Origin of the sequence: Lachnobacterium bovis DSM 14045 (assembly GCF_900107245.1) — a bacterium.
In the GTDB taxonomy this organism is placed as follows: Bacteria; Bacillota; Clostridia; order Lachnospirales; family Lachnospiraceae; genus Roseburia; species Roseburia bovis.
In genome coordinates, this window is sequence record NZ_FNPG01000005.1 from 119,738 (window position 1) to 134,182 (window position 14,445).

At 31.4% G+C, this 14,445-nt stretch carries 11 protein-coding genes; 1 reads left to right on the forward strand and 10 read right to left on the reverse strand.

Going from position 1 to position 14,445, the window contains the following annotated elements; genetic code table 11:
- The first annotated feature begins 56 nt into the window (after positions 1–56).
- On the forward strand, positions 57–1,079 hold the full coding sequence (locus BLV79_RS01795; RefSeq protein WP_074715663.1) for a DUF5050 domain-containing protein: 1,023 nt from the start codon (positions 57–59) through the stop codon (positions 1,077–1,079).
- Between the two features lie 137 nt (positions 1,080–1,216).
- On the opposite strand, the gene BLV79_RS01800 is transcribed toward BLV79_RS01795, so the two are convergent.
- The 10 genes from BLV79_RS01800 to tsf all read right to left on the reverse strand — a co-directional run bounded on the left by BLV79_RS01800 (position 1,217) and on the right by tsf (position 14,404).
- Positions 1,217–5,758 carry a PolC-type DNA polymerase III gene (locus tag BLV79_RS01800; RefSeq protein WP_074715665.1) on the reverse strand — a complete coding sequence of 1,514 codons (4,542 nt, stop codon included), beginning with the start codon at positions 5,756–5,758 and terminating at the stop codon, positions 1,217–1,219.
- A gap of 2 nt (positions 5,759–5,760) precedes the next feature.
- The gene (gene ispG, locus BLV79_RS01805; RefSeq protein WP_074715666.1) at positions 5,761–6,816 is read right to left on the reverse strand and encodes a flavodoxin-dependent (E)-4-hydroxy-3-methylbut-2-enyl-diphosphate synthase; all 1,056 of its coding nucleotides are present in this window, start codon (positions 6,814–6,816) and stop codon (positions 5,761–5,763) included.
- Positions 6,817–6,834: 18 nt separating this feature from the next.
- Positions 6,835–7,884, reverse strand: coding sequence for a M50 family metallopeptidase (locus BLV79_RS01810; RefSeq protein ID WP_074715668.1), 1,050 nt, complete (start codon positions 7,882–7,884; stop codon positions 6,835–6,837).
- 1 nt (position 7,885) lies between these two features.
- On the reverse strand, positions 7,886–9,028 hold the full coding sequence (locus BLV79_RS01815) for a 1-deoxy-D-xylulose-5-phosphate reductoisomerase (RefSeq protein ID WP_074715670.1): 1,143 nt from the start codon (positions 9,026–9,028) through the stop codon (positions 7,886–7,888).
- Between the two features lie 95 nt (positions 9,029–9,123).
- On the reverse strand, positions 9,124–9,924 hold the full coding sequence (locus BLV79_RS01820) for a phosphatidate cytidylyltransferase (RefSeq protein ID WP_074715672.1): 801 nt from the start codon (positions 9,922–9,924) through the stop codon (positions 9,124–9,126).
- Positions 9,925–10,045: 121 nt separating this feature from the next.
- Positions 10,046–10,783 carry an isoprenyl transferase gene (locus tag BLV79_RS01825; RefSeq protein WP_074715674.1) on the reverse strand — a complete coding sequence of 246 codons (738 nt, stop codon included), beginning with the start codon at positions 10,781–10,783 and terminating at the stop codon, positions 10,046–10,048.
- Between the two features lie 86 nt (positions 10,784–10,869).
- Positions 10,870–11,424: a ribosome recycling factor gene (frr, locus tag BLV79_RS01830; RefSeq protein ID WP_074715676.1), complete on the reverse strand. Its 555-nt coding sequence runs from the start codon at positions 11,422–11,424 to the stop codon at positions 10,870–10,872.
- 15 nt (positions 11,425–11,439) lie between these two features.
- On the reverse strand, positions 11,440–12,135 hold the full coding sequence (pyrH, locus tag BLV79_RS01835; RefSeq protein ID WP_074715678.1) for a UMP kinase: 696 nt from the start codon (positions 12,133–12,135) through the stop codon (positions 11,440–11,442).
- Positions 12,136–12,150: 15 nt separating this feature from the next.
- Complete coding sequence (locus BLV79_RS01840; RefSeq protein ID WP_074715680.1) at positions 12,151–12,951, reverse strand: polymer-forming cytoskeletal protein; 801 nt, start codon at positions 12,949–12,951, stop codon at positions 12,151–12,153.
- 520 nt (positions 12,952–13,471) lie between these two features.
- Positions 13,472–14,404 carry a translation elongation factor Ts gene (tsf, locus tag BLV79_RS01845; RefSeq protein ID WP_074715682.1) on the reverse strand — a complete coding sequence of 311 codons (933 nt, stop codon included), beginning with the start codon at positions 14,402–14,404 and terminating at the stop codon, positions 13,472–13,474.
- Positions 14,405–14,445 lie beyond the last annotated feature (41 nt).

Here is a 14,445-nt window from a genome sequence, read left to right on the forward strand (position 1 = left end):
TATTACTTAATTTACAAGTTATTATTTAATATTTCCTTTTAAGGAGGTGCGTTACTTTGAAAAAAAAGATTAAATCTATTATAGGATTAGTTATTTTAATTATTATTATCGGTGTTTGTCTTTTTTCATATTTTAATTCTAGAAAAAAGAATGTTACTATTATGAATACTTCCTTTGTAAATGGAAACACACCTGGTAATCTATATAATGCTGGATTGTTTTGTGAATCTGACAACGTGATTTATTTTGCCAATCCCCGTGATGAATTCAAACTATACAAAATGAATAGTGACCTAACTAATCCTGAAAAAATAAATGACGACTCTGTTATGTATATAAATGCTGATAAAAATTATTTATACTATGTTAGAAATAATACAAAATCTGATAATGATTATTCTTTCTTTTCATATAATAACAATAGTTTATGCAGGATTAACAAAGCCAAACCTGGTAAAGCACTAATTTTAGATCAAGATCCTTGCATTTACGCTTCTTTACTCGGAAATTACATTTATTATCTTCATTATGATGATGAAAATGCCACATCTCTCTACAAAGTATGTATTGATGGCACAAATAGAACTCAAGTCATGCCAACCTATATATTCACATGTAGCGCACTAGAGGAAGCGTTTTATTACAACAATACAGAAAAAAATGGAGATTTATATAAATTCAGTACAAACACAGATACTTCAACTCTTTTTTATAATTGTAATTGTTATCGCCCTATAGTTGATAAAAATTCCAACATATATTACATGGACGTTGATAATAATTATTCTCTGGTTAAAACAACTTCCGGTGGGCAACCAAAAACCATAATAAAAGATAGAGTTGATTGTTACAATGTTGGTAGCAATATTGTCGTTTATCAAAAAAATGATCCAACACAACCTGGATTATTCTACAAGGATTTAAGAAAAAATGAAGAACCAAATGAGATTAAGATTGGTGTTTTCAAAAATATACATATTACATCAAAATATTTATTCTTTACAGATTATTCTTCAAAAGAAGTATATTGTGCACCTGTTACTGCCCCTGAAAATTTTAAAGTTTTCTTGAATAAATAAAATCGAATTATAAATGAAAATATAAAAAATGAAAAGAGGTATACAATCATAGTTTTCTATAAGTTTGCCTAACACGGAATTCACCTATGATTAATACCTCTTTTCTTTAATATTATTAATTTAACTATTTATAAAATTTATGCAAAATCAAATAATGACAACTGATTAGATTCTGGAATATCACCTAATAATCCCATCTCTGCCATTTTATCGCAAACCTTTTGTGGAACTTTTGTTCTGTCTTTAAAATCATCTTTCGATAAATATGGGCCATCCTTAGATGCCTCTGCTATATTTATTGCCGCATTATCGCCTAAACCATCTATTGTATTAAACGCTGGCATTAATTTACCATCAATTATTTGAAAACGACTTGGCTTTGCAACATAAACGTCTATTGGCATAAACTCAAAGCCTCTAGCGTACATCTCTTGAACTATCTTCATATCTTTATATGTATCTTGTTCTTTTTTGGACAAATCTGATCTTTTTTCATATTCATCCATGTAACTTTCTAGTTTTTCCTGTCCCATACACATAAGTTCATAATTAAACGCTGTTGCTCTTATAGAAAAATAAGCTGCATAATATGCTAGCGGATAATAAACCTTACAATACGCTATTCTCCATGCCATCATAACATACGCTGCGGCATGAGCTTTCGGGAACATGTATTTAATTTTTTCACAAGACCACAAATACCAATCTGGCACTCCATGATCTATCATATCTTGTTTCCATTCATCCCACTCTGCACATTTCTTTCCTGCAACTCTACCCTTTCGAACTGCTTCCATTATTTTAAAAGCTTCTTCTGACTCTAATCCTTTCTGAATCAAATACGTCATAATATCATCACGAGTACAAATTGCTGTAGAAATTGTAGCTTTTCCTTCTTGAATAAGTGTTTGGGCATTTCCAAGCCATACGTCTGTTCCGTGTGATAATCCTGAAATACGAATCAAATCTGAAAATTCTTTTGGTCTAGTATCTCGAAGCATTCCCATCGCAAAATCAGTTCCAAATTCCGGAATACCAAGAGCGCCCAAATCACATCCTCTAATCTCTTCAGGTGTAACGCCTAATGCACTAGTATTTTGGAACAAAGACATAACCGACTTATCATCTAATGGAATTTCAGTAGGATCTAATCCTGTTAAATCTTGCAGCATTCTAATCATTGTAGGATCATCATGACCTAGAATATCTAATTTTAATAAATTATGATCTATCGAATGATAATCAAAATGTGTTGTTGTTATATCAACCGTCATATCATTAGCCGGATGTTGAATTGGTGTAAAAGTATATATTTTTTCACCCATAGGTAAAACTACAATACCACCTGGATGTTGTCCTGTAGTTCTTCTAACACCTACACATCCTTGTACAATTCTATCAATTTCACATACTCTTTTATGAACACCACGCTCTTCATAATAGTTTTTTACAAAACCAAATGCTGTTTTATCTGCTAATGTACCTATCGTTCCAGCCTTATATGTCTGACCTTCACCAAAAATAATCTCTGTATATTTATGAGCTTTACTTTGATATTCTCCTGAAAAATTCAAGTCAATATCTGGCTCTTTATTTCCTTTAAAACCAAGGAAAGTCTCAAATGGAATATCAAATCCATCTTTTGACAATGGTGTTCCACAAACCGGACACTTCTTATCTGGCATGTCACATCCTGCTCGACCTGCAAAAGACTTAACTACATCAGAATCAAAATCACTATATTTACAATTTGGGCAAACGTAATGAGCATGAATAGGATTTACTTCTGTAACACCCGACATAGTTGCCACAAAAGAACTTCCTACAGATCCTCGGGAACCAACTAAGTATCCATCCTCGTTTGATTTCCATACAAGTTTTTGAGCAATAATATACATTACGGCATATCCATTAGAAATAATAGAGTTTAATTCTCTATCAAGTCTTTCTTTTACAATAGGAGGTAAATTCTCGCCATACACTTTATGTGCTTTATTGTAACAAATATCTCTTAACATCTGATCTGAGTTTTCGATTACAGGTGGACATTTATCCGGGCGTACTGGTGAAATTTTTTCGCACATGTCTGCAATTTTATTTGGATTTTTTATAACAATCTCCTCAGCTTTTGCACTTCCTAAATAAGAAAACTCATTCAACATTTCTTCAGTAGTGTGCAAATAAAGAGGAGGCTGATTATCTGCATCTTTAAAGCCTTTTCCAGCCATTATGATTCTTCGATAAACTTCATCTTCTGGATCCATAAAATGAACATCACAAGTGGCAACTACTAATTTATTGAATTCTTCACCTAATTTAACAATTTTTCTATTATAATCTCGTAAATCCTCTAGTGTCTTTGCTGGATATTTATCATCTTCCAACATAAACTGGTTATTTCCAATTGGTTGGACCTCAAGATAATCATAAAATTCAACTAATCTAGCAATTTCTTCCTCTGGTCTACCTCCAACTATGGCTTTAAACAATTCTCCTGCTTCACAAGCTGATCCAATCAATAAACCGTCTCTATGTTTTATAAATTCACTTTTAGGTATTCTAGGTCTCTTATGGTAGTAAACAACATTAGAATCCGAAACTAGTTTATATAAGTTTGTACGTCCTTGGTCACATGTTGCCAAAATAATTGCATGATACGTTGGCATTTTCATAATTGTCTCTACTGAACAATTTCCAACTTTATTTACTTTATCTAGAGTATCTAAATCACGCTTTTTAAGCATCTCAATAAATTTTACAAATATTTCAGCTGTACACTCTGCATCATCAACTGCTCTGTGATGATGGTCTAATGAAACACCCACAGCTTTTGCAACTGTATCTAGTTTAAATCTATTCAACGATGGTATCAACATTCTAGCTAATGCGACTGTATCAATAATTGTTGGATTAAACTCAATTTCTTGAATTTTACAATTATGTTTGATAAAACTCATGTCAAAATCGGCATTATGAGCGACCATTATTGCTCCCTTACAAAATTCAATAAATTTTGGGAGTATTTTTTCGATAACTTCAGCATTTATGACCATACTATCATTAATAGACGTCAATTCCTCAATTCTAAAAGGTATAGGTTCCTGTGGATTTACAAAAGTAGAAAATCGATCTATTATCTTTCCTTTTTCAACTTTAACAGCTCCAATCTCAATAATTTTATTATTTTCAGGACTAAATCCCGTTGTTTCTAAGTCAAAAACAACATATGTTTCATCTAAAGATTGATTTCTAGAATCCACTATAATATCTTTTGTATCATCTACTAAATATGCTTCTACTCCATAAATAACTTTAAAGTCCGAATCACATCCTTCCACAGCATGATTTGCATCAGGGAATGCTTGAACATCTCCGTGGTCAGTTATGGCAATAGCTTTGTGTCCCCATTTCATTGCTCTTTTTACAAGTTCTTTTACATCTGTAACGCCATCCATATCGCTCATTTTAGTATGACAATGAAGTTCTACTCTTTTTTCTGGTGCAGTATCAATTCTTTCAACTGTAAAATCGTTCATTTTTTTAATACCAACAACATTAGTAATTGCAACATCATTATCATATTTATCTAAAGCAGCGTTTCCTTTTACTTTTATAAAAGCACCTTTTTTTACATATGACAAAATATCATCTAATTGATCATTTCTAACAAATGCTTTTATGGATATAGAGTCTGTGAAATCAGTAACATTAATGATAACAATATTTTTTTCATTACGTATTTCTCTTGTATCTACTGATAATATTTTTCCTCTAATTACAACTTCTCCAATTGGCTCATCTAGTTTTTCAATTGCAATTGATTCTTCATCAAAATCTCTACCATAAACAACATCTGGATTATTTGATTTTTTATATCTATCAAATCTTTTGTTTTCACCTTTAGTAAATCTGCTTTTTTGAGCATTTGAAGAAAAATTCTGATTTGTTGACGTATCTTGCTGTTTATATGACTCATTTTTATCAATAGTATTTTTCACACTATTAGTAGAATGAGCGTCCTTTTTATCCTCCATATTAGTATTATTAGACCTTGGAACACTCTTAACGCTTTCAGTTTCTTGCTTCTTTTGACTAGCAAGATTAGTTCTTTCAACAATATGAGCCACTTCTTCTTGTATCTGTTTTTCGCTGTTTATTCTATATTTACTTTCCTGAGGTTCTTTAAACAAAGGATTAATAATTACATCAAATCCACATCTTTCACAAATAACTTTTTCCAAAAAATGAACAATATTATCTTTTCTTGTTTTAGCAATAATCGTTTCTTCTAAAACAAGTGTCATATGTTTTTCATCTGTAAAACTAATATCTGCCTTACGAAGTAAATTTCCCTCTAAAATACTATGTTCATTTAATTCTGAGAAAATACTTTCTTTATATATGTCAAACAATTTTTGCGCATTATATTGACTTGACAACGTGAATTTTTCAATAATATTAATTTCAATACTATTTTTTGGAAAAAGTTGATTCTTAATTTCTGATTCAACTAAATGAAGATCTTTCTTAAAAATCAATCTCGTAGAATGTAAATAAATGCGAATCCGACTATTGTCACGATTCGCACTTACTTTAGTTACTACTGCCTCTGTCATTAATGCATTTACACTATTATCTTTTATCTTTAAGGTTGGAAAAACATCAAAAAATTTCTTCAATTTTACTCTCCCCAATGATCTAACTCATTTTTTAATTCTGATAAAAGTTCAGCTTCAGGAACTTTTTTAAAAATCTCACCTTTTTTTATGATTAATCCTTCACCCTTGCCTCCTGCAATTCCTAAATCAGCTTCTTTGGCTTCGCCTGGACCATTAACAACACAACCCATTACAGCTACTTTTATATCTAACGAATAATTTGCCACTAATTCCTCAACTTCATTAGCAAGCTTGATAAGATTAATCTGTGTTCTACCACAGGTAGGGCATGAAACAACCTCTACTCCACCTTTTCTAAGGCCTAATGTCTTTAAAATCATTTTAGCAGTAATAATCTCTTGTTCTGGATCACCTGTTAGAGAAACCCTAATTGTATCTCCAATTCCTTTATTTAAAATAATTCCCAAACCAATTGAAGATTTAATATTACCACGCAAAATAGTTCCCGACTCTGTAATTCCTACGTGCAATGGATAATTTGTTTTGTCTGCAATTAATTCATGCGCTTTTACACTCATTAAAACATCTGAGGATTTAATACTAATCACAAGATTATCATATCCTAAATCTTCAATTATACGTACTTTATCTAACGCACTCTCTACTAAACCTTCAGCAGTAACCCCTGAATACTTTGCGACTATATCCTTTTCTAAAGAACCTGAATTAACACCAACTCTAATTGGAATATTTTTTTCTTTTGCAGCATCGACAACAGCTTTAATTTTATCAATGGAACCAATATTTCCTGGATTAATCCTAATTTTATCTGCTCCATTTTCAATAGCTAATAACGCTAATCTATAATCAAAATGAATATCCGCAACTAAAGGAATATTAATCTGTTTTTTTATTTCTTTAATTGCATATGCTGCTTCTTTGGTTGGAACAGCACATCTGATAATATCGCAACCAGCTTTTTCGAGCCTTTTGATTTGTTCAACAGTTGCTTCAACATCCTCTGTTTTGGTATTAGTCATAGACTGAATCAAAATGGGATTATTACCTCCTATGACTTTATTACCGATTTTCACAACCTTTGTTTCTTTTCTCGACATAAAAACAGCCTCCAAAATTTATATCAAAATCTTTCTAATATCATTAAACATTACTAAAACCATAATACCTAACAATAATACAATTCCTACTAAATTGACTAGTCCTTCTTTTTCTCGATTTACATCTTTTTTGAAAACCTTTTTCATAATAGCTTCAACAATTAAGAAAAATAACCTTCCACCATCTAGCGCAGGAATTGGAATTAGATTCATAACACCTAAATTCATCGATAAAAGAGAAGCAGAGCTTAATAAAAATAAAAATGCTACTCCTAATCCCTGTTGACTCTTTGCTTCATTATAATTACTTCCCATGTCTTTTACAATTCCAACGGGACCACTTAATTCGTTTGCACTTATTTTACCTCTACCTAACATCTTCAAACTATCAATAGTTGTGTAGACATAATATTTACATCTATACAATCCGTGAACAGTAGAATCAAATAAATTAGGATTTTTATTATAATCTCCACCTGCAATACCATATAAATATTGCTTGGTTTTTTTATCATATTTAGGTTTTACTTCCGTTGATAGAATCTTACCATTTCTTTTATACTCTATAGTTATTTTTTTATTTGGATGAAAAAATCTATATGTTGATACTTCAGAAAAGAAATGAATCCTCTTGCCATCAATTCTTAGCAATTCATCATTCGCCTTTAAATTTGCCTCAGCAGCAGCTGAATTTTTCTGAACACCAACTATTTTGGTAGTATCATATCCTGAAACCATTATAACAATCGTAGCAAAGACAAACGCCATTATAAAATTAAAAAAAGGTCCAGCAAAAACTATACCCATTCGGCCTAAAATAGAAGCATTATTAAACGATCTTCCATCACTGCTTTCTTCATCTTCACCTTCCATCATACATGCTCCACCAAAAGGCAAGGCTTTAATAGAATATTTTGTCTCACCTTTTTGTATTCCAAAAAGCGTAGGTCCAAGTCCTAGCGAAAATTCATTTACTTTTACATTATTCAATTTTGCAAATAAAAAATGCCCTAATTCATGAAATAAAACAATTACACTAAATACAATTATTGCAATTATTATACTCATCTTACCACCTTTCTCCTATAAAATCGTAGGTATTATTTTCAGTCTCTAAAATATTGTCAAGACTAGGTGTTTCAATAAATTCCATTTCTCCCATACACGCTTGAATAATATCAATTATTTCAAGATAATTAATTTTATTATCTAAAAACATTGCAACAGCTTTTTCATTTGCAGCATTAAAAATAGTTGGCATATTACCACCTTTTTCAATTGCTTCATATGCAAGTGATAAGCCCTTAAATGTATCTAAATCAGGCTTTTCAAAAGATAAATCACCTAACTCGAACAAATCTAATCTTTTTCCTGATAAACTACGGCGTAATGGATAATATAAAGCATACTGAATTGGTAATCTCATATCCGGTGTGCCTAACTGAGCAATTACTGCCCCATCCTCATATTCTACAGCAGAATGAATAACACTCTGTGGATGTACTAAAACCTGAATCTGCTTTGCCTCAACACCGAAAAGCCATTTTGCCTCCATTACTTCTAATCCTTTATTTACTAGAGTTGAAGAATCTATAGTGATTTTTCTACCCATCGACCAATTAGGGTGATTCAAAGCATCTTCTACACGAACATTTTTTAAATCTGATATTTTCTTTCCTCTAAATGGTCCACCAGAGGCTGTAAGCAGTATCTTACTAATCCTATTATAATTTTCACCATTTAATGACTGAAAAATAGCACTATGCTCACTATCAACTGGTAAAATCTTAACTCCATTTTCTCTTGCTAGTGGCATAATAATATGTCCTGCTGTTACTAAAGTTTCTTTATTAGCTAATGCTATATCTTTCTTACTTTCTATAGCAGCTATTGTTGGACGAATTCCTAACATTCCAACAACAGCAGTTACAACGACATCAGCTTCTTTTACAGTTGCAACTTCAATAAGCCCTTCTATTCCAGATGTAACCTTTATATCTAAATCTTTGACTGCAACTTCAAATTCTCTAGCTTTTCTTTCATCATACACACATACTATCTTCGGTCTATATTTTCTTACCTGTTTTTCTAAAATATCTATATTTCCTTTGCATGAAAGGGCTACAACATTTAAATCACCCTGTTCTTCTACAACCTCTAATGTCTGCTTACCTATAGAACCTGTAGAACCTAAAATAGCAATACTTCTCACTTTGATACTCCTTTATAAATCATAGTACTTGTAATTATAATACTATTAAAACTTAGATTCAATAAACTAAATTTAAACTTTTGTTCACATTTATACTAAAGCGTATAATATGCTAAATAATAAATAATTGGTGCAGTTATAATCATACTATCAAATCTATCAAGAATCCCACCATGCCCTGGAATCAATTTACCATAATCTTTGATTTCATAATTTCTTTTAATCGCCGATGCTGTTAAATCACCAACCATTGAGACAAATGCTGCAATTGCTGATACAATAGCCAAAATCATAATCTCTTTTACATCAATTTTCATGTTTCTTCTGAAAATTGATAAATAAACCACTGTTAAAATTACTGTTCCTAAAACACCTCCAATTGCACCCTCAACGGATTTTTTAGGGCTAAGTTTAGGTGACATTTTATGTTTTCCAAATAGTTTTCCCGCACAATATGCACATGTATCACATCCCCAAGAGCATAAAAAGATTAAAAATGCTATATAAACACCATTTGTTAAATTTCTAATTTGATAAATATACGAAAGCATCACAGCAACATAGAAAATACCAAAGAAACAAGTTGTAATTTGATTTGCCTTATATTTAGGATATGTAAAGACATACACAAACATAATAAAAATCATTGTTGCCATAGCAATTAACGCAACATCATTAGCAAAATGTAGTTTTAAATTAAGATAATATGCAATAGCTGAGGCATAACCAACAAAGCCAAGGATATTATCATGTATTTTAAATATACGGTATAACTCAAACATACCTACTAACGAAATCGCCATAGTAGAAAAGAGTAGGATTTCTTTTCCTGTTATAATCAAAAAAATTGAAAGTGCAACTAATACAATTCCACTTAAAAGTCTAGTTTTAAACATTAATTTAGTCTCCTTACTAACTCATTTTACATAATTTATCATGCTACATAATAAAGATAAATCATATTATACTTTACAAACATATTCTATTATATATCATAAAAAGGAAAAGTAAAATCTTTTACTCTTCTATTTTGCCAAATCTTCTATCTCTTTTTGTATATTCTTTGACTGCTTCTAACAATTCCTCCCCATGAAATGCTGGCCAAGGAGTCTCCGTAAAATAGAATTCACTATAAGCCAATTGCCATAATAAGTAATTAGATAATCGTTGTTCCCCACTAGTTCTAATCATCAAATCTGGATCTGGAATATCCTTCGTATCTAAATAAGAAGAAAATAGTTGCTCATCAATAGCTTCTTTTTTTAGAAAACCATTTTCGATATCTTCTGAAATATTTTTTATTGCACGAACCATTTCGTCTCTACTTCCATAGTTAATGGCAATAGATAAATTTAGTCCATTATTATGCGAAGAAATTTCTTCTAACTCTTTTATCTTTTCTTGAAATTTATCTGTTAATTTTGTTTTATCTCCAATAACTCTAACTCTCATATTATTTTTGTTAGCAGTCTTTATACATGTTGATAAGTAATTACCTAATAATTTCATTAAAGCCTTTACTTCCGTATCTGGTCTTTTCCAATTTTCTGTTGAAAATGCATACAATGTCAAATATTTAATTCCCAAATCGTTTGCAGCTTTACATACTCGTTCAACATTTTTTGCACCTACTGTATGTCCATATGTTCTTGGTTTTCCTTGGCTTTTAGCCCATCTTCCATTTCCATCTAAAATTATTGCTACATGATTAGGAATTTTTAATTTATCTTTTATTTCATCAATATTATTAGCCATTAAATTTTCTCCTTATGTAGAAAGTGGGACATGTGAAAAACCATGCCCCACTAGTCTAATTACTATTTTATAAAGATGTCAAAACTTTAAACAGTCATGATTTCTTTTGCTTTTACTTCAACAGCTTTATCAATCTTTTTGATAAATTCATCTGTTAATTTTTGAGCACTATCTTCTAAATCTTTGATTTCATCTTCTGAAATATCACCTTCCTTGCTAAGTTTCTTAAATGAATCCTTAGCATCTCTTCTGATATTTCTGATAGCAACTTTGGCATCTTCACCTTTTTTCTTTATATCTTTTGCTAGATCTTTACGTCTTTCCTCTGTTAATTCTGGGAAAACAAGACGTACAACTTTACCATCATTAGTTGGATTTAATCCTAAGTCGGAAACTAAAATAGCTTTTTCAATTTCTTTTACAAGCGAAGCTTCCCATGGTTGAATTTGAATCATTCTTGGTTCAGGAACAGATACATTTGCTACCTGATTAAGTGCTGTTGGTGTTCCATAATAATCTACACGAATTCTATCAAGAACATGAGGATTAGCTCTACCTGCTCTAATCGATGCATATTCTTCTTCAAGGTTTCTTAAAGATTTCTGCATCTTCTCTTCATACAATTTAAGTCTCTCATCCATTAAAAATTCCTCCTACTAAACTGTTACTTTTGTACCATTAAAATCGCCTGTGACAGCTTTAACAATACCATTCTCTTCATTTAAACCAAATACATACATTGGCATTTTATTTTCCATGCACATAATAGAAGCTGTTAAATCAATTACTGCAAGTTTCTTATCAATCACTTCATCAATTGAAATCTCATCATATTTCTTAGCATTTGGATTAATCTTTGGATCACTATCATATACTCCATCAATTGCTTTTGCTAAATAAATTCCCTCAGCTTCAATTTCAATAGCTCTTAATACTGTAGCAGTATCTGTTGAAAAATAAGGATGACCCGTTCCACCTGCAAATAAAACAACCATATTCTTTTCAAAATATTTGTTAGCACGATCTTTTGAAAATAGTTTAGTCATTGATCCACACTCAAAAGGTGTAAGAACTGCTGTCTTTAAACCAACTGAACGTAAAATCTCAGAAACGTAAATACAGTTCATTACAGTAGCTAACATACCAATCTGATCTGCTTTTGTACGATCAATTGTTTCACTACTTCTACCTCTCCAAAAGTTACCGCCACCGATAACAATACCAACTTGTGTCCCTCTATCTACAACTTCTTTAATCTGTTTAGCTACAACAGTCACAGTAGCCTCATCAAAGCCTTGATGTTTATCTCCTGCGAGTGCTTCACCACTTAATTTTAATAAAATACGTTTCATTTTCTAATTACCTCTTTAGTTTACTCCGAATAAGCCCTGTACATCTATCTCTGCATATGTTTGTGAACAAAAACCTTCTATTACCGCGCCATTATTTATTTGAACTGTACGTGACTTGATGTTTCCCATTACAACAGCAGATGTATCAACTACAACTGGTCCTTGAACATCTATATCGCCTTTTACAGCTCCCGCAATTACTGCAGATGTTGCAGAAATATTACCAATAATTACAGAACCAGCACCTATTTTTACTGTTCCTGTACTTACAATTTCTCCTTCAATCTTAGCAGCATCAGAGAAGAACTCCGCACTATTACTGTTTCCAATAATTGTTCCTGTTACATTTAATTTACCATTACATGCAACATTACCCGTTATCTGACCTTGAATATCAAACGAACCAGTTGTTTGAATATCCCCTACTAAAGATGTACTTGGAGTGATAATTGAGACATCATCTGATGCTTCTCCAGAAATATCTACAAATTGTGTCCTACCATTTTCAAAATCATTTTTCATATCTTTACTATTTAATAATGATTCTTCTTTTCTAGCCGGATTACTTAAATTTTCAGAATTAGAAAGTTGTGATTTATGAACGCCAATCTTTCTTTCACTTTCATTAGCCTGCTCAAGTAAACCATCTAGCTTAGATAACTCTGATTTCAAATCTGTACTTTCTGATGCTTGCCTATTCTTGACAACATCTACTTCAATTGTTTTTGTAGTTTTTTCAGTTTTCTTTTCTTCAACAGGTGCTGTATCATTAACAGCCTGTGAAAAATCATCCTTAAAATCTTTAAATAGTCCCATATTCAAACCTCCATTAATCCCTTATATTTTACTTAGCTTTTATTCAATACTACTTGCATTTTTAATTGATATTACATTTATTAACTAGTCAAAAATGTAATACTTCGTTCTTTTTCAAACTCACCAACCGCTGCCTAACTCACATTGCTACTACACCAATTACTATCCATAAAGGATTTGTAATATTATCTAATATACCAGTATCATTGTACAATTGCTTTTGTAATCGGAAAAAATCTAGTTCAAATGTTCCTCATGACTTGTAAGTCCTTTACGTCATCAAAATTCCCCTTTTCCTATAACCCCCTCCTAAAATATTATACTTAATTATATTTTATCATATTTTAGAAGGTTGTAAACCAAATATCACGGAAATAATTAGAGAAATTCGCAGAAAAAAAGATATTATTTGACTTTTTCAAAAAATGTAATCTATTATCTATTTTTCACTATATACAAAGCCCCAAAGTCAATGACTTCGCAACGACTTTGGGGATAAGTAAGTGTAATCTCTTACATATTATGCGTTTAACTGAGCAGCTACTTCTGCAGCGAAATCTTCTTCTTTCTTCTCGATTCCTTCACCAGTTTCAAAACGAACCATCTTCTTAACTGTTACAGTAGCACCAACTTTTTTAGATACTTCTTCTAAATATTTAGCTACAGTCTGTTTTCCATCTTCAGCTTTTACATAAACCTGATCTACTAAACAAACTTCTTTTAATTCTTTATTTACACGACCTTCAACGATTCCTTTGATAACTTTTTCTGGTTTTTGAGATTCTTTAGGATCGTTCATAATCTGAGCAAGGAGAATTTCTTTTTCATGAGCAATATGCTCTGCTGAAATTTCTTCTCTTGAAATATATTTTGGATTTAAAGCTGCAACTTGCATAGCAATATTTAATAAAGCTTCTTTAACTTCATCGTTTACAACTTCTGTGTCAGCTTCGATAATAGAAGCAATTCTTCCACCACCGTGAACATATGATACTACACATCCGTTCTCAGATGTAACTTTAACAAATCTTCTGATTTTTAAGTTTTCACCGATAACAGCAATTTTATCTACTAATGCATCTTTAACTTTCTTGCTTGCATCTTCGTTCCAATCTTCTTCTAATAATTCTTCAACTGTTGTAGCGTTTGATTTTACTACCTGAGAAGCCACAGAAGCAACAAATTCCTGGAATACTTCATTTTTAGCAACGAAATCAGTTTCAGAGTTAACTTCAACCATAGCTGCTGTATTTCCTTCGATTTTTACTGAACAAAGACCTTCAGCTGCAACTCTACCAGCTTTTTTCTCAGCTTTAGCTTGACCATTTTTTCTTAAGAATTCAATAGCCTCATCCATGTTTCCTTCTGTTTTATTTAATGCTTTTTTACAATCCATCATTCCTGCGCCTGTAATTTCACGCAATTCTTTTACCATAGCTGCTGTAATAGCCATTATCTTCATCCTCCAATTATTTAATTTAATTAAACACTTCA